The sequence below is a fragment of the Oceanobacillus timonensis genome (genome assembly GCF_900166635.1).
GTDB classification, from domain to species: Bacteria; Bacillota; Bacilli; order Bacillales; family Amphibacillaceae; genus Oceanobacillus; species Oceanobacillus timonensis.
The window spans coordinates 2,976,463-2,996,490 of record NZ_LT800497.1 but is presented as its reverse complement, the minus strand read 5'-3'; the positions used below and the strand labels follow the sequence as shown (position 1 = coordinate 2,996,490).

General features: G+C 38.4%; 20 protein-coding genes. 12 read left to right on the top strand and 8 right to left on the bottom strand.

What is annotated here, in order from left to right; genetic code table 11:
* Positions 1 to 88: 88 nt before the first annotated feature.
* Positions 89 to 1,261, bottom strand: coding sequence for an aminotransferase A (locus tag B7E05_RS14660; RefSeq protein WP_080874902.1), 1,173 nt, complete (start codon positions 1,259 to 1,261; stop codon positions 89 to 91).
* 108 nt (positions 1,262 to 1,369) lie between these two features.
* Here B7E05_RS14660 and B7E05_RS14655 point away from each other — a divergent pair, with 108 nt between their 5' ends.
* Both B7E05_RS14655 and B7E05_RS14650 read left to right on the top strand, forming a co-directional pair.
* Positions 1,370 to 1,531, top strand: a complete 162-nt coding sequence (locus B7E05_RS14655; RefSeq protein WP_080874901.1) for an FbpB family small basic protein — start codon at positions 1,370 to 1,372, stop codon at positions 1,529 to 1,531.
* A 124-nt stretch (positions 1,532 to 1,655) separates the two neighbouring features.
* The gene (locus B7E05_RS14650; protein ID WP_080874900.1) at positions 1,656 to 1,976 is read left to right on the top strand and encodes a hypothetical protein; all 321 of its coding nucleotides are present in this window, start codon (positions 1,656 to 1,658) and stop codon (positions 1,974 to 1,976) included.
* Positions 1,977 to 2,063: 87 nt separating this feature from the next.
* Here the strand turns inward: B7E05_RS14650 and B7E05_RS14645 are convergent, their stop codons facing one another.
* The 3 genes from B7E05_RS14645 to B7E05_RS14635 all read right to left on the bottom strand — a co-directional run bounded on the left by B7E05_RS14645 (position 2,064) and on the right by B7E05_RS14635 (position 4,392).
* Positions 2,064 to 2,534 carry a YkyB family protein gene (locus B7E05_RS14645; RefSeq protein WP_080874899.1) on the bottom strand — a complete coding sequence of 157 codons (471 nt, stop codon included), beginning with the start codon at positions 2,532 to 2,534 and terminating at the stop codon, positions 2,064 to 2,066.
* Positions 2,535 to 2,767: 233 nt separating this feature from the next.
* Positions 2,768 to 3,340: an SCO family protein gene (locus B7E05_RS14640; protein ID WP_080874898.1), complete on the bottom strand. Its 573-nt coding sequence runs from the start codon at positions 3,338 to 3,340 to the stop codon at positions 2,768 to 2,770.
* A gap of 203 nt (positions 3,341 to 3,543) precedes the next feature.
* Positions 3,544 to 4,392, bottom strand: a complete 849-nt coding sequence (locus B7E05_RS14635) for a metallophosphoesterase (RefSeq protein ID WP_080874897.1) — start codon at positions 4,390 to 4,392, stop codon at positions 3,544 to 3,546.
* Positions 4,393 to 4,732: 340 nt separating this feature from the next.
* On the opposite strand from B7E05_RS14635, the gene cbpB reads away from it, so the two are divergent.
* From cbpB to B7E05_RS14600, 7 genes are all read left to right on the top strand, one after another.
* Positions 4,733 to 5,182: a cyclic-di-AMP-binding protein CbpB gene (cbpB, locus tag B7E05_RS14630; protein ID WP_080874896.1), complete on the top strand. Its 450-nt coding sequence runs from the start codon at positions 4,733 to 4,735 to the stop codon at positions 5,180 to 5,182.
* A gap of 188 nt (positions 5,183 to 5,370) precedes the next feature.
* Entirely contained in the window at positions 5,371 to 6,078 is a 708-nt protein-coding gene (dapD, locus tag B7E05_RS14625) for a 2,3,4,5-tetrahydropyridine-2,6-dicarboxylate N-acetyltransferase (RefSeq protein ID WP_080874895.1), read from the top strand.
* Between the two features lie 15 nt (positions 6,079 to 6,093).
* Positions 6,094 to 7,212 carry an N-acetyldiaminopimelate deacetylase gene (locus tag B7E05_RS14620; RefSeq protein WP_080874894.1) on the top strand — a complete coding sequence of 373 codons (1,119 nt, stop codon included), beginning with the start codon at positions 6,094 to 6,096 and terminating at the stop codon, positions 7,210 to 7,212.
* A gap of 171 nt (positions 7,213 to 7,383) precedes the next feature.
* Entirely contained in the window at positions 7,384 to 7,824 is a 441-nt protein-coding gene (locus B7E05_RS14615) for a TlpA family protein disulfide reductase (protein ID WP_080874893.1), read from the top strand.
* A gap of 263 nt (positions 7,825 to 8,087) precedes the next feature.
* On the top strand, positions 8,088 to 9,836 hold the full coding sequence (locus tag B7E05_RS14610) for an ABC transporter ATP-binding protein (RefSeq protein ID WP_080874892.1): 1,749 nt from the start codon (positions 8,088 to 8,090) through the stop codon (positions 9,834 to 9,836).
* Between the two features lie 114 nt (positions 9,837 to 9,950).
* Positions 9,951 to 11,681 carry an ABC transporter ATP-binding protein gene (locus B7E05_RS14605; RefSeq protein WP_245833262.1) on the top strand — a complete coding sequence of 577 codons (1,731 nt, stop codon included), beginning with the start codon at positions 9,951 to 9,953 and terminating at the stop codon, positions 11,679 to 11,681.
* A gap of 163 nt (positions 11,682 to 11,844) precedes the next feature.
* On the top strand, positions 11,845 to 12,507 hold the full coding sequence (locus B7E05_RS14600) for a potassium channel family protein (protein ID WP_080874891.1): 663 nt from the start codon (positions 11,845 to 11,847) through the stop codon (positions 12,505 to 12,507).
* 272 nt (positions 12,508 to 12,779) lie between these two features.
* Here the strand turns inward: B7E05_RS14600 and B7E05_RS14595 are convergent, their stop codons facing one another.
* The 4 genes from B7E05_RS14595 to def all read right to left on the bottom strand — a co-directional run bounded on the left by B7E05_RS14595 (position 12,780) and on the right by def (position 16,524).
* Positions 12,780 to 13,412 (bottom strand): methyltransferase, encoded by a 633-nt coding sequence (locus tag B7E05_RS14595; RefSeq protein ID WP_080874890.1) that lies wholly within the window; start codon positions 13,410 to 13,412, stop codon positions 12,780 to 12,782.
* A 144-nt stretch (positions 13,413 to 13,556) separates the two neighbouring features.
* On the bottom strand, positions 13,557 to 15,224 hold the full coding sequence (gene rnjA / locus B7E05_RS14590) for a ribonuclease J1 (RefSeq protein ID WP_080874889.1): 1,668 nt from the start codon (positions 15,222 to 15,224) through the stop codon (positions 13,557 to 13,559).
* A gap of 2 nt (positions 15,225 to 15,226) precedes the next feature.
* Complete coding sequence (locus tag B7E05_RS14585; protein WP_080874888.1) at positions 15,227 to 15,436, bottom strand: DNA-dependent RNA polymerase subunit epsilon; 210 nt, start codon at positions 15,434 to 15,436, stop codon at positions 15,227 to 15,229.
* 536 nt (positions 15,437 to 15,972) lie between these two features.
* Positions 15,973 to 16,524, bottom strand: a complete 552-nt coding sequence (gene def, locus B7E05_RS14580; RefSeq protein ID WP_080874887.1) for a peptide deformylase — start codon at positions 16,522 to 16,524, stop codon at positions 15,973 to 15,975.
* Between the two features lie 323 nt (positions 16,525 to 16,847).
* Between def and B7E05_RS14575 the strand changes: the two genes are divergently transcribed.
* The 3 genes from B7E05_RS14575 (at position 16,848) to B7E05_RS14565 (ending at position 20,016) form a co-directional block, all read left to right on the top strand.
* The gene (locus B7E05_RS14575; RefSeq protein WP_080874886.1) at positions 16,848 to 17,531 is read left to right on the top strand and encodes a YkyA family protein; all 684 of its coding nucleotides are present in this window, start codon (positions 16,848 to 16,850) and stop codon (positions 17,529 to 17,531) included.
* A 421-nt stretch (positions 17,532 to 17,952) separates the two neighbouring features.
* Positions 17,953 to 19,035: a pyruvate dehydrogenase (acetyl-transferring) E1 component subunit alpha gene (gene pdhA / locus B7E05_RS14570; protein WP_080874885.1), complete on the top strand. Its 1,083-nt coding sequence runs from the start codon at positions 17,953 to 17,955 to the stop codon at positions 19,033 to 19,035.
* A gap of 3 nt (positions 19,036 to 19,038) precedes the next feature.
* Positions 19,039 to 20,016 carry an alpha-ketoacid dehydrogenase subunit beta gene (locus B7E05_RS14565; RefSeq protein ID WP_080874884.1) on the top strand — a complete coding sequence of 326 codons (978 nt, stop codon included), beginning with the start codon at positions 19,039 to 19,041 and terminating at the stop codon, positions 20,014 to 20,016.
* The last annotated feature ends 12 nt before the right edge of the window (positions 20,017 to 20,028 follow it).

The following is a 20,028-nucleotide window of genomic DNA, read 5'->3' as shown; positions in this document are numbered from 1 at the left end:
ACATATTCTCTTTTTATCCTAGCATGTTTACACAATCAGGCGCAAATACACCGGCCAGAAAGCCCCGGAAAGACGGGGCCTCATGCAATCAGCGGTTCTTTTTGGAATCAGATTCGTTTAAATAGGCTTCTAACCGATCTAATCCTTCTTTTAAAACATCTTCGTGATAAGCATAACTTAAACGCATATAACCTTCCCCGTTTTGCGGAAAACTGCTGCCTGGAACAAGGGCAAGTTTGGCATCATGGACAAGAGCCAGACCAAGCTCAAAGGAAGTCATATCATTTAATTGCAGCTTCGGAAAAATGTAGAAAGCGCCTTGAGGCCGTTCCACCTCTAATCCCATCTGTACCAGACGGTCATATACATAATCTCTGCGTTTTCTAAAAACCTCTTTGATATGTGCTGTATGTTCTTCGTAACTTGTCAACGCTTCTAATGCAGCGTATTGACTAATGGATGCAGCGCAGGATACATTGTATTGATGAACCTTCAGCATTTGTTTGGATAACCATTCTGGAGCGAGTGTGTATCCGATACGGAAACCTGTCATAGAATGGGATTTAGACACTCCATTGATAACAATGGTTTGATTTTTTAAATCAGAAATGGAAGCAATGGATGTATGTGCAAAATCGAATATAATTTCACTATAAATCTCATCTGATAAAATGAAAATCTCTTTTCCATGAAGGACATCTGCGAGTGCTTGTAATTCCTGTCTGGAATAGGCTGCACCTGTCGGATTTGATGGAGAAGGAAGCACAACGCATTTTGTTTTTTCCGAGATCACATTTGCCAATGTTTCCGGTGTGAATTTAAACCCGGTATTTGTTGTATCCACATGAACCGGTTTAGCACCGGCTAATGTGATAAGCGGTTCATAGCCTGGATAAATCGGACTTGGTAATATCACCTCATCTCCAGGTGTAAGTATGGTCCGGAAAGTAATATCAATTGCTTCCGATGCGCCGGAGGTAACGATAATTTCCGATTCTGGCTGATAAACCAGCTCATAATTTGTTTTATAATAATGATGGATTGCTTTCCGTAAATCAAGAATTCCCTGATTCGGTGTATACGTTGTAAAATTATTTTCAATGGCGTTAATTCCAGCTTCTTTAACATGATCCGGAGTATGGAAATCAGGTTGTCCGATAGTTAAAGAGACCACATCTTTTTCACCGGAAACGAGATTAAAAAATTTCCGGATGCCGGATATTTCAATATTTTCTACGTTATTATTTAATAAATGCTTCAACAAAATCACCTTCACTTAAAATTTTCAATAAATGTTCAAATAATTTGGATTAATATGAACAGAAATGGGTATAATAAAATTAGAGACGAAACGAAAGGAGAATACAACATGCGACCAAGATCTCTTAATTTTGAACAACTTGTCGATATGAATAGACAAGAATTATTAAACGATGAAAAAAGTATATCACAAATTGAAGAGAAGTTAGAAAAGAAACAAGAAGCTTTTTTCTTGAATCATAAAAAGAATGAAGAATTAACCGCTGAGTAGGAGAAGTTCCTGCAAAAGCGGTTTTTTCTTACCGTATATTTCAAGTTTACTCCGGTATAAAATAAAGTTAAAGCGTCGAAACTGTGATAACAACAGATTTTTTAGAAGAAAAGGTGAGAATATGTTGTCAGCAGGGATAGTGGCCATTGGAAATATTGGAATTAATAGTGCATATATTTATGTTGGTACGATGCTTTTATGCAGTTTAGGCGTTTACTTTGTAATGAAAAAAATATATAGATGGGCCATAAAAAATCAAATGCTGCGCTTCCTTGCTTATATTGGTGCGAGCATTGTTATCATATGTTTTACGATTATTTCGGGTATGGTTCAGGAAAAGGAAGTCTGGCCGTTTTTAAAAACAGCGATGCAGAGTCTTGTGTTTTTAGGGTTCAGTTTAGCCGTGTTCCCGTTACTGCATCAATTTTTATTAAAAAGAAAGTAAAATAACACTTACAAATATTTTATTTTCGTTTGAATATAAAACAAAAATATATTAGATGCTTCCTATACCTAGACATGCTGGATATGTTTATCTTTTTTTTGAGCGTGCAGGAGGCCAATCCATTTTGCCAAGTGAAGATGGTACGTAGTAGCTCGAATGCTGTTTCCGGGCCGGTTTGGAGCTTGTTTTTTCCTGCTTCCAGTTGACGTATTTACAGATAAGGCGTTTCGCCTGGGATAGTGACATTTTCACCGGCGGATTGCGGTAACTTTGATTTAATGCGCCTAAATGTTTCAATTGTTTTAAATCTTCTTTGGCAGGGGGGATATGGAAACAGTAGTCTCCAACCTTAATAAGCACTGTTGAATGCTGATTACTGAGCTTAGGATGATCGGAAAAATGCAATCCTTTTTTCACAGCTTTTTTCTCTTTTAATAATTTTTCAATGGCTTGTTTTTTTAATTGATATAACTGCTTTGGCTCGGGGGCTGTTTTTGCATGTTTATTAATGACAAATAAAGCTTGTGCCAGTTTTTGAACTTCAACGTCATGTTTCATCTTTTGTCCCTCCCTTTTTAAAAAAGGAATTATATTAATTATTACTCTAACTGAAACTTTATGGAATTTCAATACTTAATCAGAAAAAACACGAACAAATGCACTTGTTTATACTGGTTACATGTTGTTCAGCAAAAAACCTCAATTTCAAGGCTGAGGTCTTTTTACCGTGAAAAAAATAAAGAACCTCTCTGGATGTCAGAAGAGGTATTTTAATCTTTATAAGTCATTTCTTAATTTACTTTTTTTAAATCAGCAAGAATGGCATCCATGTTGTCAATTTCCACACCGTCATAATTTTTGACAACTTCTCCTTCTGGGCTGACTAAAAAGAAGGATGTGCCGTGCAGAACCTGATCGTCTCCATCAGCGGGAGCTTGAACGAGGTTTTTAAAATGTTTAATGGAAAATTCGCGAATGGTTTCAAAGTCGTATCCGGTTACAAAAGACCAGTTGTCAAAATCTGCGTCATAATTAGAGGCGTAATCTTTTAATACCTCGGGTGTATCAAAGTCCGGATCAACACTGAAAGACACCAGTTGTGCATCGATTCCTTCTTCTTCCATCATTTCTTGCAGATGGGACATATTGTTTGTCATCGGCATACAAACGGTTTTACAATTTGTAAACATGAAGTCAGCAATCCACCATTCTCCCTTCAAATCATCCAAGCCGAGCTGTTCTTCGTCTTGTGTAGTGTATTCAAATTCGGGAACTTCTTCTGACATCGTTGTTTCAATCGCATGGCTCTGTCCACATCCAGCCAATACAAAAAATAAACCAATAAGTATTAAATAATTTCTCATATAACGAAATCCTTTCCCACTATACTTATATTCATTATAGCATCGGGGAATACCTTGAGAAAGCCTCTCGTATGAAGGAATTATGACATTTTAAGAGGATGATCGAAACGCCCGATAAATAGGACGCCGTAAATTTCTGCGTTGACGAGGTGATGCCATTGTTGCTGTATTTACAAGCGTTCTTTTGAACATCCTCTTAAAACCTAAGTGGAATGTAAGGTATAGGTATGCAGTTCTGGTCTGCATAAAAATCGGTAAGGCAGTCTGGTTGTACCAATTCCTCTATTTACATAAAGCGTCAGCCTGTCTGAAATCGTATATTTTCCTTGTACATATTTTTCTGCATATGCAGGTGTATACAAGTGGCCGATAAATGGCAAACGAACTTGTCCGCCATGACTATGCCCAGATATTTGAATATCGACCGGATATTCTTTTACAGCATCTGCAAGGTCGGGTTCATGAGCTAAAAGGATGGTAAAATCGGAATTAGCCCGTTCTTCTATGGATTTGCCAATATCCGGGTTTCCAAGCATTGCATCATCCAGCCCTGCCAGTATAAAGGATGCATCTCCTTGCTGGATTCGGGTCGCACTGTTTTGCAGGAGGGTAAAATCTGCAGCTTCAAAGGTTTCATATAAAATATCTGTTCCATAACCACCATGATCATGGTTTCCATATATCCAGAATTTCCCGTTTGGGGCGTTGAGATTCTTTAATAATTGAATAAGCTTGTTATTCCAGTCATAGTTATTTGGTTCATCAACCAGATCTCCTGTAAACAAAATTAAATCAGGCTCCAAGTCGTTGATTTTCGAAATAAGGGTTTCCAGCTGTTCTAAAGTATAGTGAAAACCTAGATGTGTATCGGAAAACTGGACAATTTTAAACTGATTAAAAGCTTTGGGAATTTGGGGATCTGAAATCGATTCTTCGGTGATTGTCAGTAGAGCAGGCTCTATCTCACGGGCGTAAAAATAACTTCCGCCGCTTAAGCCGAGCAATGTCAATAAGCTTCCTAGGGATCTTTTTAAAAAGGTTCTGCGATTCATTGAATAATTTCCTTTCTGATATTCCAATACAAAAATTATAGCATGGATGGGGCGCTTTTTTCACTTTGCAAATAGCATCGTTTTAAGAATTCTATAGGAAAAGGTTTTTAATAGTTTTGAAGCATGGAATGTAACATGTTTCCATAAGAAAGCAGTATATTCATGAAAGTCTATATTTTTCCATTTTGGGAATCTGTCAATGCAATAATCGTGAGATAACTGGAGAAGTGTGTTAAAATGAAGAGTGTGTATCGTTGACGGTTGTATCGAATAATGAAGCAATCAGAGTATATCATGGGGTAAACGTAGTGTTTTTTTTATGAGGAGAGGGGGAAGTAAGGTGAGCGCAACGCAAGATAAGCAATTGACAGATATTAAGATTAGTGAAGTCCTCATACCTGCTGAGAAGGTGGCGCATGTCCAACTTAATAATCCTTTAGAACACGCATTACTAGTATTAATGAAATCCGGTTATACAGCAGTACCAGTCCTTGACGCAACCTATAAATTTGCTGGAATTATCGGCAAAACGGTCATCCTGAATGAAGTACTGGGAATAGAAAGTTTTGAAATGGAACGTTTATCAGAAATCCGAGTGATGGACGTTATGGCCGAAGATGTGCCAACCTTAACAAGAGAGAATAGTTTATTAGACGGATTGAATGCGTCCATTAACCATCCATTTGTATGTTTAGTAGATGCGGATGGCTATTTTGACGGTATTTTAACAAGAAGAGCTATATTGAAGCAAGTAAAAAAAGATATCTATATGAATGCATATAAAAAATAACAATAAGGTCTCTGGGAGTCAAAGAAAAGAGCGTCTTTCACTCCATGGAGGCCTTTCTTTACATAAGTGCCGTAACCATATTTCATAAGCAGGACGAATACCTGGTTTTCTGATGATATTAGTTGCTGACGATGGTTTCGTCTGCTAAAGTAAGAAAGAGATTATAAAAAATGGAGGAGTAGGTAACGATGGATGCAAATGAAATTATACAATTTATTTCTGATAGCAAGAAAAGTACCCCTGTAAAAGTCTATGTGAAGGGTGATTTGGACAAACTTCCAGAACAAGATGAGATAAAAGCATTTGTTGATGCGAAAAGTGGTACTCTATTTGGAGAATGGAAAGCAGTAGAATCATTTTTGAAAGAGAATAAAGCGGTTATTGAAGACTATGTGGTTGAAAATGACCGTCGTAATTCTGCGATTCCCATGTTGGATTTAAAAAATATCAATGCACGCATTGAACCAGGCGCTATTATCCGTGACCAGGTAGAAATTGGAGATGGTGTTGTTGTTATGATGGGGGCATCCATTAATATTGGAGCTGCTATTGGTGAAGGAACAATGATTGATATGAATGCTGTTCTTGGCGGCAGAGCAACTGTAGGAAAAAATTGCCACGTAGGTGCCGGTACTGTTTTAGCCGGTGTGATTGAACCACCTTCTGCAAAACCGGTTACAGTGGAAGATGATGTTGTGATTGGGGCGAATGTGGTTGTCCTTGAAGGAATTACGATTGGCAAAGGATCCATTGTTGCAGCTGGATCGATTGTCACAAAAGATGTAGAGCCAAACACATTAGTTGGCGGAACACCTGCGAAAGTATTAAAAGAAATTGACGAGCAGACAAAAACGAAAACAGAAATTAAACAAGAGCTTCGTAAATTAGATAATTAAGGCAGATGAAACGTTATGACAGCATTTGATTTGCAAACGGTCCGCAGAGAATTGCATCAAATTCCGGAATTAGGTTTTGAAGAGAAGAAAACGCAAAGTTATCTACTGGCAAAAATTCAGGAAATGGTGACCGACCGGGTTGAAGTGAAAACCTGGCGTACCGGTATATTGGTACACGTGGCTGGAACGAACCCTTCCAAGCGGATTGGTTTCCGGACAGATATCGACGGTCTTCCAATTTCAGAAGACACAGGTTTTGACTTTGCTTCCACGCATGCTGGGAAAATGCATGCGTGTGGACATGATTTTCATATGACGATTGCTTTGGCAGCACTCAGCCGGATGATTGCAGAACCGATAAACGAAGATGTACTGTTTATTTTTCAACCGGCAGAGGAAGGGCCGGGCGGTGCCAAACCAATGCTGGCATCTGAAGAATTTCTTGCCTGGAAGCCGGATACTATATTTGCATTGCATATTGCTCCGGAACTGCCAGTCGGTGAAGTATCTTCCAAACCGGGTCTCTTGTTTGCGAACACAAGCGAACTGTTTCTTGATTTTACAGGTCTTGGCGGCCATGCTGCCTATCCGCATCTTGCGAAAGATATGACCGTAGCCGCAAGTAATTTTGTTGTGCAGGCACAGCAAATTGTTTCCAGAAGGCTAAACCCGTTAGACGGCTCCGTTGTGACAATCGGAAAAATGGAAAGCGGGTTTGTCCAGAATGCTATAGCGGAAACAGCTCGACTGGAAGGAACCATTCGAACAACGGAAGCTTCTTCGATTATGGTAGTGAAGGAAGAATTAGAAAAGCTGATCAAAGGTTTTGAGATTGCTTATGATTGTCAGATAGATGTAGATTACGGTTCGAATTATTATCAGGTAGTTAATAATAAAGAATATGTAGAACAGTTTAAAGACGCCTTGCAACATACGGATATTACATATGTTCAAGCCTCTGCGGCAATGACTGGCGAAGATTTTGGAGATATGTTGAAAGTGATTCCCGGATTGATGTTCTGGCTTGGCGTAGATTCATCTCATGGACTTCATCATGCAAAACTGAATCCGGATGAAGCTGCCCTTCCTATTGGTGTGGATGCAGTAGAAACATTTTTCCGTTCATTTGATTAGCAGTATATAAAGCAATAAATGATAAAAAGACTTTTTCCATATTGGAGAAAGTCTTTTTGTCATTTGCTGAGTTATATTTTAAACTGAAGTCATTTGACAATAAAAATCAGACGCATAGATTTTCTGCTTCGGTCATATATCAGTTAAAGAGTAAAAAGAAGGAGTGACGTCATGCAGATTTATGATATACTTCCCGATTTAACAAGTGCCCGTTTATTGCAGGGAAGCAGTCTGTCGCCGGTGTTATCAAATGACGGGCCTAAACTGGTTATCTTTTGGTCTGTAAATTGTTCATCCTGTGGTTATTTACTGAAAAACTTGGCAGCTATTCCAGAAATTAAGTCAAAAAGAATCACCCCTGTATTAATCCATACCTATTTAGATAGGGAGCAGGTAAGCTTAGCCGATATAAAAAAGAAATTGGATCCGTTATATTTTAATGCCGTTTGTTTAGATGATAAAACAGATAAGCTGACATCTCTGTTCCAGTTTCGTTATGTTCCGGCGTTATATTTGTTTGATAAGCAGGAAAGGCTGCGGTTTAAACAAATCGGGAAATCTTCTGTCAGTTTAATAGAACAGCGGTTGAAACGATTAATGCATACAAGGTAGTATATGTGTGTCTCCAATGCACGGTTATGATTTGGATATGCTCTATGAAGTACATTGGTGACTAATCCTGAGCAAACTCTGTTCTTTCCAGAATGGAGTTTTTTATATGAAGAGATATTGTAAAAACATTACCACGAAAAAGTAGAGCTAACAACAGAAAAATCTTTTTAAAAAATTTTCAAATAAATTTCGCGAAACAGTAGAAATTTATTTCGGAAACCGTTATATTAGTTATTATGAAAATGGGAAAGGAGGAATAAAAGTTGAATATTTTTAAAAAATTAAAGCGCTTTTATTGGCCGTATAAGAAGTATTTTATCTGGTCTGTTTTCAGTATGCTTATTGTGACAGTGATTACCGTTGTTTACCCAATTATCCTGCAAATCACCATTGATGAAGTGGTCGCGGAACAGAGATATGGATTGATACCTTATATCTGCGGTGCTTTTTTAGGATTAATGATGGTCAAAGGTATATCTACTTTTTTCTTTCAATATCTGGGAGATTTATTCGGAATGACGTCGGTCTATAAGTTGCGGGAATCATTATATGACAAATTGCAATCGCTTGCATTTAAATATTATGATAATGCAAAAACAGGAGATCTTATGTCACGCCTTACTGCAGATGTGGAAGGATTCCGTTTCTTTTTATCTGTTGGTTTCGCAGAATTGATTCGTGTGGTTTCCTTAATGTTGATCAGTATTTCGGTAATGCTTTATTATTCCATTCCCCTAGCAATTATCACGATGGCTGCAATGCCATTTTTGGCATTCGTTGTTTATAAATTTGATAAACAGGTTCATCCTGCCTTTCGAAGCATCCGGCGATCTTTTGGCCGATTAAATACGAGGGTTCAAGAGAACATAAGCGGGATGAATACCGTAAAATCATTATCAAGAGAAGATTTTGAAATTGGGAGGTTTTCAGAAAGTAACGATAATTATCGCAGGAAATATTTATTCACTTCCGGATTGTGGGCTAAGTATTTTCCGGTAATGGAATTTATCGGGAATGTTAGTGCGGTTATTTTATTAGCGTTCGGAGGTTTTTTCGTCATCAATGGTTCGATGACAACTGGACAATTAATGGCTTTTTTTAGTTTGGTTTGGTTCATTATGGGGCCTTTGATGAACTTAGGCTTTATCATTAATCAATTTTCTCAGGCTAAAGCATCCGGGGAACGATTATTAGAGATTCTGGAAGCACACGAGGATATGGAAGAAAAGGTTGATGCTATCGATACGAAGATTCGAGGTCATGTCACATTTAACAATGTGACACTTACGTATGTGGAAGAAGATGATGCGGCATTAAAACATATCTGTTTTGATGCTCCGCCTGGGAAAACAATCGGATTAATCGGAGCGACGGGTTCCGGGAAAACAAGTATAACCCAGCTGATGACTCGATTTTATGAACCGGAAGCAGGAGATATAGTCATTGACGGACGTCCTGTTTCGGACTATAAGCTGAAAAGTCTCCGCAGCCAAATCGGTTTTGTACTGCAGGAGCCATTCCTGTTTTCAACAACAATTAAAGAAAATATTTCATTTGGTACGCCCGGAATTCGTGAGGAAGCTATTATAGCAGCGGCTAAAATGGCTCAGGCACATGATTTTATCATGGAGCTTCCGAATGCTTATGACACGCTTTTAGGAGAAAGAGGGATGGGGTTATCCGGCGGACAGAAACAGCGTATAGCCATAGCACGAGCTATATGTATTGATCCGGCTATTCTTGTTTTAGACGATGCGACATCTGCTGTCGATATGCAGACCGAGCATAAGATTCAAAAGGCACTGCAAGAAGTAATGAAGAACCGGACGTCTTTTATTATTGCACACCGTATTTCTTCTTTAAAACATGCAGATGAGATTTTAGTCATGGAAGACGGAGAAATTGTTGAACGGGGAACGCATGCCTTTTTATTAAATAATAAAGGTCCTTATGAACGTATTTATGATATACAATACCAAGACCGTGAAGAAATTATGAGTGTGGTTCATTAAAAGGAGGCGGGATACTTGACGAATGTAACAGAACCTAAGAAACAGCATCATCATTTGGAGCGATTTCACTATACAACAGATCAGACGATTGAAAAGCCTTTTAACTGGAAACAGATGTGGCGGTTACTTCAGTTTTTAAAACCATACTCCAAAACGTATTTACCTGGGGCGGTCCTAGCGATGGCGATTGCTACAGCTGTCCGTCTGGCTATTCCGATACTAATTGGGAAGGTAGCCGTCGATATTGCGATTGCACAAAATAATGGGAATTTGTTAGTTTATCTTGTAATAGGCATTGCCATTCTTTATATGATTAGTTTTATTGCTAACCGCTTCCGGATCAAATGGGTAAATATCTTAGGGCAGAATGTTATTTATGATTTAAGACAAAAGCTATTTTCTCATGTCCAGAGGTTGTCACATCGTTTTTTCGATAATCGTTCAGCAGGTTCTATCCTTGTACGGATTTTAAATGATATTAATTCTTTGCAAGAATTGTTTACCAATGGAATTATTAATCTACTAATGGATATTTTCATGTTAAGCGGCATTGTTATTATTCTTTTTGTGATGAGCCCGCCTCTTGCGCTCGCAGTCGTCATCGTCATCCCGTTAATGTTTATCATTTCCACGGCATTAAGAAGAAAAATCAGGCGTTCCTGGCAGCTGGTTCGTTTGCAGCAATCCAGAATGAATTCACATTTGAATGAAGGTCTTCAGGGGATACGTATTACCCAGTCCTTCTCACAGGAAAAAGAAAATGCTGCCTTTTTTGATGGAGTAAATAGAGGTTTCTTTCATAGATCCCGTGATGCAGCAAAGAAAAGTGCCTTTTTCAGACCGCTGGTGGATATCTGCGATGCAGCAGGGACGATTATATTAATTGCATTTGGTTCCTATTTAATTTTGAATGGGACGGTTGAATTGGGTACATTTATTTCCTTTGCTTTTTTCTTAGGCATGTTCTGGGAGCCGATTTCCCGGCTGGGACAAATGTATAACCAACTGCTCATGGCCATGGCATCGTCAGAACGTATATTTGAATTCCTGGATGAACAGCCTAATGTTCGTGAAAAAGAAGATGCGTATGAATTTGAAAAGATGGAGGGTCATATTACGTTTGATGAAGTAGCGTTTGCTTATCATGCAGACCGTATGGCTTTAAAGAAAATTTCATTGCATATGGAGGCTGGCCAGACGATTGCGCTGGTCGGGCATACCGGAAGCGGAAAGTCTACTATTGCCAACTTAATCAGTCGCTTTTATGATCCTACATCAGGGGTGGTCCATATAGATGGGCACGACCTTAAAGATGTAACATTAGACAGCTTAAGACAGAAAATTAGCGTTGTTCTTCAGGATACATTTATTTTTTCAGGAACCATTATGGAAAATATTCGTTTTGGAAGACCAGAAGCAAGTGATGAAGAAGTTAAAGAGGCAGCAACAGTTGTCGGAGCGGATAGTTTTATCAATCGGTTGGCGGATGGTTATGAGACAGAAGTAGAAGAGCGGGGGAACATTCTTTCTGCCGGAGAAAGACAGTTATTATCCTTTGCCAGAGCGCTTTTGGCAAATCCAAGTATTATTATTCTGGATGAAGCAACAGCGAGTATTGATACAGAATCAGAAGTGAAGATTCAAAATGCTTTAAAAAGCTTATTAAAAGGGAGAACTTCGATTATTATCGCGCATCGGCTGTCAACGATTCGAGAGGCAGACTGTATTTATGTTCTGGAGCAGGGAGAGATTTTAGAAAACGGAAATCATCAGGAATTAATGCAGCAGCGCGGGAAGTATTACGAGCTGGTAAAATCACAATTTACGATGCTGGATGCCATGTAGAATATAAAACAGGGGAGAGCAGGTGCTATTTTAGCTGCTCTCTTCTTTCTTTTATCGCAGTATAACTTGAAGGCTAGTGAAACATTTCTGCGCTAACCTTCTCACTGAATAAAGTTACGCTCTATGTTAATATATGTAGGAGCGAAAGAATGGAGGTTCTCATATGAAAAAAGATTTTGCAGTAATTGGTCTCGGCAGATTTGGCGGCAGTATTTGTAAAGAGCTCAGTGAAAAAGGTATGCATGTGCTGGCAATTGACTCTGACGAGACGAAAGTGAATGAATATAAAAATATTGCTTATCATTCTGTTGTTTTGGACGCAACGGACGAGGATGCCTTAAAAGAAATCGGTATTACAAATTTTGACCATGTTATTGTTGCTATCGGAGAAAATATCCAGGCCAGTATTTTGGCAGCAGTTATATTAACCGATTTAGAAATTAGAAGAATTACGGTGAAGGCACAGAATGATTATCATGATAAAATATTGAACCGGATTGGCGTGCATCATGTCGTGCATCCGGAGAGAGACATGGGAAAGCGGTTAGCGCATAATTTCATATCCAATAATATTTTAGAGTACCTTGAACTTTCAAATGAGTACAGTATCGTTGAAGTTATTGCTGGTAAAAAAATGATTGGAAAAAGTTTAATTGCTCTTGATATCCGCGCAAGATACGGTTGTAACATTGTTGGAATAAAAAGAGGGGCAGACATTGATGTATCTCCGGATGCAGAGGAGCCGTTGTATGAAGGGGACGTGCTTGTAGTTATTGGAGCGGATCAGGATATTAACCGATTTGAAAAAGCTTTGATATTTGATTAAATAAAAAGACCTTTCCACGACTGTTGTAAGAAATGGAAAGGCCTTTTTTAAGATTAGGCATTAATATCTTGATAAGAAAGCGAAGAAAATATATTTCCTCTTAGATGGGAGTGGAGGGAAGTCGACTTCTGCGGGAAAAGCAACGGCTGAAGACCCCCGCAGGAAGTGGGCTTCTTCCGAAGAGGCTGAAGCGTTGCCCGCGGAAAGCGACTTCCCGCAGCGGACATCTTCTCGGCAAGAACACCGGTATGATAACGGCCAAGTGATTTTTTTTATTTAGCTTCGAACAATGTATTATCATAACGATAGACCATTATCCGTTCATCTGGATTCAACCAGTATGATTTTAATTTGATTTCTGTTAATAATTCGAAAGGGCTGTTATGTTCAAGAAAATGGATATACGTTTGATGCGGATAATATAAAATAATATCAATCTCTCTCGGCACATCTTTAACCGATATTAAGATATTAGAGATAATACGCTTAAAAATGTTAACCGAAAAAGGATTAAAAAAGTAAAACCGGTTATCTGTTGCGCCAATGTTATATTCTTCTGCTAAACTGCAAATAAATTGAATATTGGCTTGATTATTTTCGGAACGGATTAATTGCTGATAAGACTGCAAATTATGCTGTGCAGCATGGAAAAAATGTGTATCCATTTCAATGCCGGTTACGGATATATGTTGAAAATAATGAAGGTAAAAAGGCAAGCGCCCTTTCCCGCATCCAAAATCAATTACGGTGTCCTGCTTATCAAACGTATAATGTTTTGTTAATTTTTCCAAGGCATTATATGGAGTTGGTTCATATGGATTATATTGCTGGAATTCAGGATAAATGGTTTTCTTATCCTCCATGGTATGTATATGCAATAGCTTATCATAATATTTATCCTTCATCGTTATACCTCTTTCTAATATTAACGGCCTTTTAAAGACTTATGGATAGAAAAGCTCCATTCTCCACAAAATCAGGAGAATGGAGCTTTTCATATTATCACGGAATCATTGCCCGTAAAAACTCCCGCTGATGGAAATTTCGTTTTATATTTCCATAATAATCGGCAATACCATTGGGCGGCGCTTCGTCTTTTCATATAAGAACGGAGCGATTGTATCCGTGATTTCATTTTTAATTTCTGACCATTGTGTTGTGCGGCGTTCCATCACTTTGTCCAAGTGTTTGGAAACCAGCTTTTGTGCATCCTTGATAAGGTCTTCGGACTCGCGCATATATACAAAGCCGCGGGAAATAATGTCGGGACCTGATTCAATTTTGAATTCTTTCATATTAATGCTTACAACAACAATTACTAAGCCTTCTTCAGAAAGGATTCTACGGTCTCTAAGAACAATATTTCCGATATCCCCGATGCCGCTTCCATCCACATAGATAGAACCAGATGGGATTTTACCTGCGATGGCAGCTTGTTCTTTTCCAAGAGCAAGTACATCCCCATTATCCATCACATAAGAATGACTTTCTTCTACACCGCATGACTCAGCTAATTTCACATGTTCTTTCAGCATGCGGTACTCACCATGAATCGGCATAAAGAATTTTGGCTGAATTAAACGCAACATCAGTTTTTGCTCTTCCTGGCTTCCGTGACCGGATGTATGAATGTTGCTCAATTTTCCATGAATAACATCTGCTCCTGCACGGTACAATTTGTTAATTGTTTTGCTTACACTAACTGTATTTCCAGGGATTGGTGACGATGAAAATACAACCGTATCTCCAGGAATCAATTGAATTTGACGGTGTGTACCGTTGGCAATCCGGGAAAGTGCAGCCATTGATTCACCTTGTGAACCAGTGCAGAGGATCGTTACTTCATTTGCCGGAAGACGATTAATTTGGTTGGCATCCACAAATGTATCTTTAGGAGCTTGGATATAACCTAATTCCAATCCAATGTTTATCGCAGATTCCATGCTCCTTCCGAATACAGCAACTTTACGATGATGCTTGACAGCTGCTTCGACAACTTGCTGAAGACGGTAGATATTAGACGCAAACGTGGCAAATATCAGTCTGCCGTCAACACGGCCGAATATATCTTGGATGCTCTCGCCAACGACACTTTCTGACATTGTAAACCCGGGAACTTCACTATTCGTACTATCGGAAAGAAGACATAATACTCCTTCTTCGCCAATTTGAGCCATTTTTGCAAGGTTTGCAGGTTCTCCAACTGGTGTGAAATCAAATTTGAAGTCACCAGTATGCACAATATTACCAGGTGGTGTTTTTACGACAACGCCAAAAGAGTCTGGAATACTGTGTGTTGTACGGAAAAAGCTAACGGAAGTTTTACGGAATTTAATAACATCATCTTCTTGAATGGAATTTAGCTTGGTAGTGCGCAATAAACCGTGTTCTTCCAGCTTATTACGGATTAAACCGATTGCTAACTTTCCAGCATAAATTGGCACATTAATTTGTTTTAATAAAAATGGGATTCCACCAATGTGGTCTTCGTGACCATGTGTAACAAAAAGACCTTTAATTTTATCTTGATTTTGCACAAGATAGGTGTAATCCGGGATAACATAATCAATACCAAGAAGGTCATCCTCCGGGAATTTAATTCCCGCATCAATAAGGATAATCTCATCCTGGAATTGAACTGCATACGTATTTTTGCCGATTTCCCCAAGTCCGCCAAGGGCAAATACAGCAGTTTGATCATTTTTTACAAACTTCATCCTTATACGTTCTCCACTTCGAAGTTGCCGGTACGTTTTTCGTATTCGAGATGTGCCTCATCTAATACTTGAATGTACTCAATGTTAATGTTGCGGTCACTTAATTTTGATCTTGCTTCTCTGATGGACGCTGCTTCTACATAGAGGCTTTCCGTCCGTTCTCTTACAGGCACTTCTTTGCTCGATGCCTGATATAATACTTTAAAAATCATTTCATCTCTCCTTTAAAATTAAAAACGACATTATATAGTCAGGGTTATTATAGATATCATTTATTCCGTTATAAATGAAAAGGTAAGTTTCCGTCGGCTCACCTGAAAAATGGCTTTTCTGTTTGAAAAATAGTATTTGGCGATTAATTTTTATTAGTAGTTGGTACGCGCCCCTCTTTGCCTAGTAAATCCTTTAAACGTTTTTTTAGTTTCTCTTTAAGACGTTTCAGCATAAGGACTCACTTCTCCTTCCGATAATATAGAAAAGCAAATTTAACCCTCTACCGTCCAATCCTCTTATCTATAGTATAGTACGAAATGGAAAAGAATTAAATAAAAAACGATAAATAATAAAAAATATTCTTCTGCCCGCATCAGGTAAACTATTTCTATCATCGTCCAAAAAAGCAAATTTATACAGTTTTAAAATGAATTTTCCAAGGCTTCTCATCAAAGTCCATGGTTACTTTTATCAAAAAGATAGCTGTTAGTCACCCGTCGATTTTGGTGTTGAACCTTTTCCGGAAGTGGTGAAGTTAACTAATTTCGATGGAATTATCCGGAACAGCGAATGGACTATCCTGGTTAATTCGATCAAAAAACATAATACCTTGTAAATGATCAATTTCATGTTGGAATACAACCGCAGGGTAATTTTTTAAGCGGAGTTTCACCGGATTATCATTTATATCTGTTGCAGTAATTGTCACGCGGGCGTGTCTTGGAACATACCCTTCAACAACACGGTCAACGGACAAACACCCTTCGCCGCCTTGCAAGTATGCCTGCTCTACAGAATGGCTGATAATTTTAGGATTTGCTAATCCCATGCTGTATTGTCTTCCTCTGCTGTCTTCAAAGTGCAATGCAATCAATTGTTTTTCAACACCAAGCTGTGGTGCGGCTAAACCTACACCAGCTCTTAAGTCATATTTTTCAGCTATTTCCTCGTCTTGACTGTTTTTTAAAAACTGAAGCATATCTTCTAGTAATTGCTTATCTTCTGCAGACAACGGAACTTCTACCTCAGCTGCTTTTTTGGTTAAAGAGGGGTATCCTTCTCTGACAATGTCCTTCATTGTTATCATATTTATGACTCCTTTATAATAATTATATCAAATAGAAACTTTTTACGGGAATTTCACACAGAAACTCCCTTTGAATAAAGTTTTCCTTTATGCTAAATAAGTCTGGTGCTTATCATAACACATAATTTAAAGCGTGGTATGCTATTTACATAATATAGAATAGAAAAAGGAAATGTAAAAGTTTTTGTTTGAAACAGGAAGAGGAGGGGAAAAAGATACGGTCGACGCGTAATAATTTTCTTTTCCGGTACATATTTAGTGTGTTACAATTTTAAAGGTATATAGCTAAAAAAAGAAATGCATCATATATTGGAGGTTTTTTTGTGTCAAAAAAGGGTTATCTAACAGCAATCATTATTTCTTCTTTATTTATAATTGCCGCATGCAGCAGTAAGTCTTCCGAAGAACAAATACACGACCATCTTGAAGAAGCAATTCAGCTGGAAGAAGGATATGAAACGCAACAACAGGAAATTCAAGAACTGGAACAGCAGGAGCAGGAAATCTATTCTCAAATCGTTGAATTGGATATGGACCAATTCGATGAAATTCAACAATTGTCAGAAGAAGCTGTCTCTGTTGTTGACCAAAAACAAGAAAAATTGGAGGAGGAAAAAGAAAGCATTGAGTCCTCTGAAGAAGAATTTAGTGAGATAGAATCTATTATTTCCGATTTGGAAGATGAAAATGTACAGCAGGACGCTGAAACGATGTATGATGTAATGGGAGAACGGTATACCACATATTATGATTTAAATGATACTTATCAAGCTTCTGTCGATCAGGAAAAAGAATTATATGAAATGCTGCAGTTAGAAGAACTTGAACAGGACGAGGTAACCAATCATTTAGAAGCGCTAAATGAAAATTATGAAAGTATTATTGCATTAAATGGCGAGTTCAATCAATTAACAGCAGATTACAATGAAGCAAAACGTACATTTTATGAGGACTCCGACTTAAATGTAAATTATAATGATGATTCCGAAGCAGAAGCTGCTGAATAACTGAAAAAAGCTTCCGTGATGCATAAAAATGCATCACGGAAGCTTTTTTTGTTTCGTAGAGAAGAAATCCCTGTTGAATGCGGTTTTACGACATCCTGTATCATATATAAAATTGATACAGTTTTTTCATATAGTAATACAGTTTTTGCTTGAGTGGACAGAGAAGGAAAAATGGGTGGATGATATATGAAGCTTCTATAAACAAACTGATTGACCATCCTGTTAAAATGAGCTAATATGATAGAAGATAAAATTGTATTACTTTCTATTGGATGTCCTTTTAGAACAGTAACGATAAAATAATACAGATTAGAAAATGGTGCTTCAGGGTAAAGGTTTTCATATGTAATTTTTATTGTTTAAGGGTAGAATAGTAAAAGAATACTTAATTTTGATATATGAAAGGAAGAGGTGAATCATTTTGAAACAGGTACTTGAAAGTATTGAAAACCAATTCGAAATGTTCCAGGTTTTAGATGAAAGCGGAAAAGTAATAAATAAAGATGATCTCCCGGATTTGTCGGATGATGAATTGAAAGAATTAATGCGTCGTATGGTGTATACACGTATACTTGACCAGCGTTCTATTGCGCTTAACCGTCAAGGACGTTTAGGTTTCTATGCACCAACTGCAGGTCAAGAAGCTTCTCAATTAGGAAGTCAGTTTGCATTGGAGCAGGAAGATTTTATTCTCCCGGGATATCGTGATGTTCCACAGCTGATCTGGCAAGGACTTCCATTATATCAAGCTTTCTTGTTCTCTAAAGGTCATTTCCATGGAAACCAGTACCCGGATGAATTGAGAGCAACCAGCCCACAGATTATCATTGGTGCGCAGTATGTTCAAACAGCCGGCGTAGCACTTGGTTTGAAAAAACGCGGCAAGAAAAATGTAGCAGTTACTTATACTGGTGATGGCGGTACCTCTCAAGGCGACTTCTATGAAGGAATTAACAATGCTGGTGCTTTTAAAGCCCCTGCTATTTTTGTTGTGCAGAATAACCGTTTTGCTATTTCTGTTCCTGTAGAAAAACAAACGAATGCAAAAACATTAGCTCAAAAAGCAGTTGCAGCCGGAATTGAAGGAATTCAAGTAGATGGAATGGACGTTTTAGCAGTGTATGCTGCTATGAAAATCGCCCGTGACCGTGCAGTAGCCGGAGACGGTCCTACATTAATCGAAACATTGACATACCGTTTTGGACCACATACGATGTCCGGCGATGACCCGACCCGTTATCGTACGGAAGAAATGGATCAGGAATGGGAGAAAAAAGACCCGCTTGTCCGTTTCCGTAAATATTTAGAAGGTAAAAAACTCTGGTCTGAAGAAGAAGAAAACAAAGTAATTGATGAAGCAAAAGAAGATATCAAAAAAGCAATTAAACAAGCAGAACAGCAACCTAAACAAAAAGTGACAGATTTAATTGATCATATGTATGAAGAGCTTCCAACTCATTTACAGGAGCAAAAAGAAATTTACCAAGCAAAGGAGTCGAAATAGATCATGGCACAAATGACAATGATTCAAGCAATCACTGATGCAATGCGCGTCGAGTTGAAAAATGACGAAAACGTGCTTGTTTTTGGTGAAGATGTTGGACAAAATGGCGGAGTTTTCCGTGCAACGGAAGGTCTTCAAGATGAATTCGGCGAAGATCGTGTATTTGATACACCGCTTGCTGAATCAGGAATTGGCGGTTTATCCATTGGTTTAGCATTGGAAGGATTTCGTCCAGTACCGGAAATCCAGTTTTTCGGCTTTGTTTTTGAGGCGATGGATTCTATTAACGGCCAAATGGCTCGTTTGCGTTACCGTTCCGGCGGTCACTATCATGCACCGATTACGATTCGTGCCCCATTCGGCGGAGGTGTTCATACACCAGAGCTGCACGCAGATTCTTTAGAAGGTCTGATTGCTCAGCAACCAGGTATGAAAGTGATTATTCCTTCTACACCATATGAAGCAAAAGGACTTCTTATTTCTGCTATTCGTGATAATGATCCAGTATTATTCTTAGAGCATATGAAATTATACCGCTCTTTCCGCGGGGAAGTTCCTGAAGAAGAATATACGGTTGATATCGGAAAAGCAGATGTAAAACGGGAAGGTTCTGACGTAACATTGGTTGCTTATGGAGCAATGGTGCATTCTTCCTTAAAAGCAGCTGAAGAGTTGGAAAAAGACGGCATTTCAGCAGAGGTTATCGACTTGCGTACGATTTCTCCGGTTGATTATGACACCATTATTGAATCAGTGAAGAAAACGAACCGTGTTGTATTCGTTCAGGAAGCACAGCGTCAGGCGGGAGTTGCCGGACAAGTCATTTCTGAAATTCAAGAAAGAGCAATATTGCATTTAGAAGCTCCTATTCTTCGTGTTACTGCACCGGACACAGTATATGCATTCTCTGATGCAGAAGAAGTTTGGTTGCCGGACCATAAAGACGTTATTGAGAAAGTAAACGAAGTAATCAACTTTTAATTTTTAGGAGGT

Bases quoted from the DNA above. Each gene is read 5' to 3' on its own strand.
- B7E05_RS14655 (WP_080874901.1), top strand. From the start codon at position 1,370: ATGCGACCAAGATCTCTTAATTTTGAACAACTTGTCGATATGAATAGA.
- B7E05_RS14645 (WP_080874899.1), bottom strand. From the start codon at position 2,534: ATGAAACATGACGTTGAAGTTCAAAAACTGGCACAAGCTTTATTTGTC.
- B7E05_RS14640 (WP_080874898.1), bottom strand. From the start codon at position 3,340: ATGAGAAATTATTTAATACTTATTGGTTTATTTTTTGTATTGGCTGGA.
- B7E05_RS14635 (WP_080874897.1), bottom strand. From the start codon at position 4,392: ATGAATCGCAGAACCTTTTTAAAAAGATCCCTAGGAAGCTTATTGACA.
- dapD (WP_080874895.1), top strand. From the start codon at position 5,371: ATGGATGCAAATGAAATTATACAATTTATTTCTGATAGCAAGAAAAGT.
- B7E05_RS14620 (WP_080874894.1), top strand. From the start codon at position 6,094: ATGACAGCATTTGATTTGCAAACGGTCCGCAGAGAATTGCATCAAATT.
- B7E05_RS14615 (WP_080874893.1), top strand. From the start codon at position 7,384: ATGCAGATTTATGATATACTTCCCGATTTAACAAGTGCCCGTTTATTG.
- B7E05_RS14605 (WP_245833262.1), top strand. From the start codon at position 9,951: ATGTGGCGGTTACTTCAGTTTTTAAAACCATACTCCAAAACGTATTTA.
- B7E05_RS14600 (WP_080874891.1), top strand. From the start codon at position 11,845: ATGAAAAAAGATTTTGCAGTAATTGGTCTCGGCAGATTTGGCGGCAGT.
- B7E05_RS14595 (WP_080874890.1), bottom strand. From the start codon at position 13,412: ATGAAGGATAAATATTATGATAAGCTATTGCATATACATACCATGGAG.
- rnjA (WP_080874889.1), bottom strand. From the start codon at position 15,224: ATGAAGTTTGTAAAAAATGATCAAACTGCTGTATTTGCCCTTGGCGGA.
- B7E05_RS14585 (WP_080874888.1), bottom strand. From the start codon at position 15,436: ATGATTTTTAAAGTATTATATCAGGCATCGAGCAAAGAAGTGCCTGTA.
- def (WP_080874887.1), bottom strand. From the start codon at position 16,524: ATGATAACAATGAAGGACATTGTCAGAGAAGGATACCCCTCTTTAACC.
- B7E05_RS14565 (WP_080874884.1), top strand. From the start codon at position 19,039: ATGGCACAAATGACAATGATTCAAGCAATCACTGATGCAATGCGCGTC.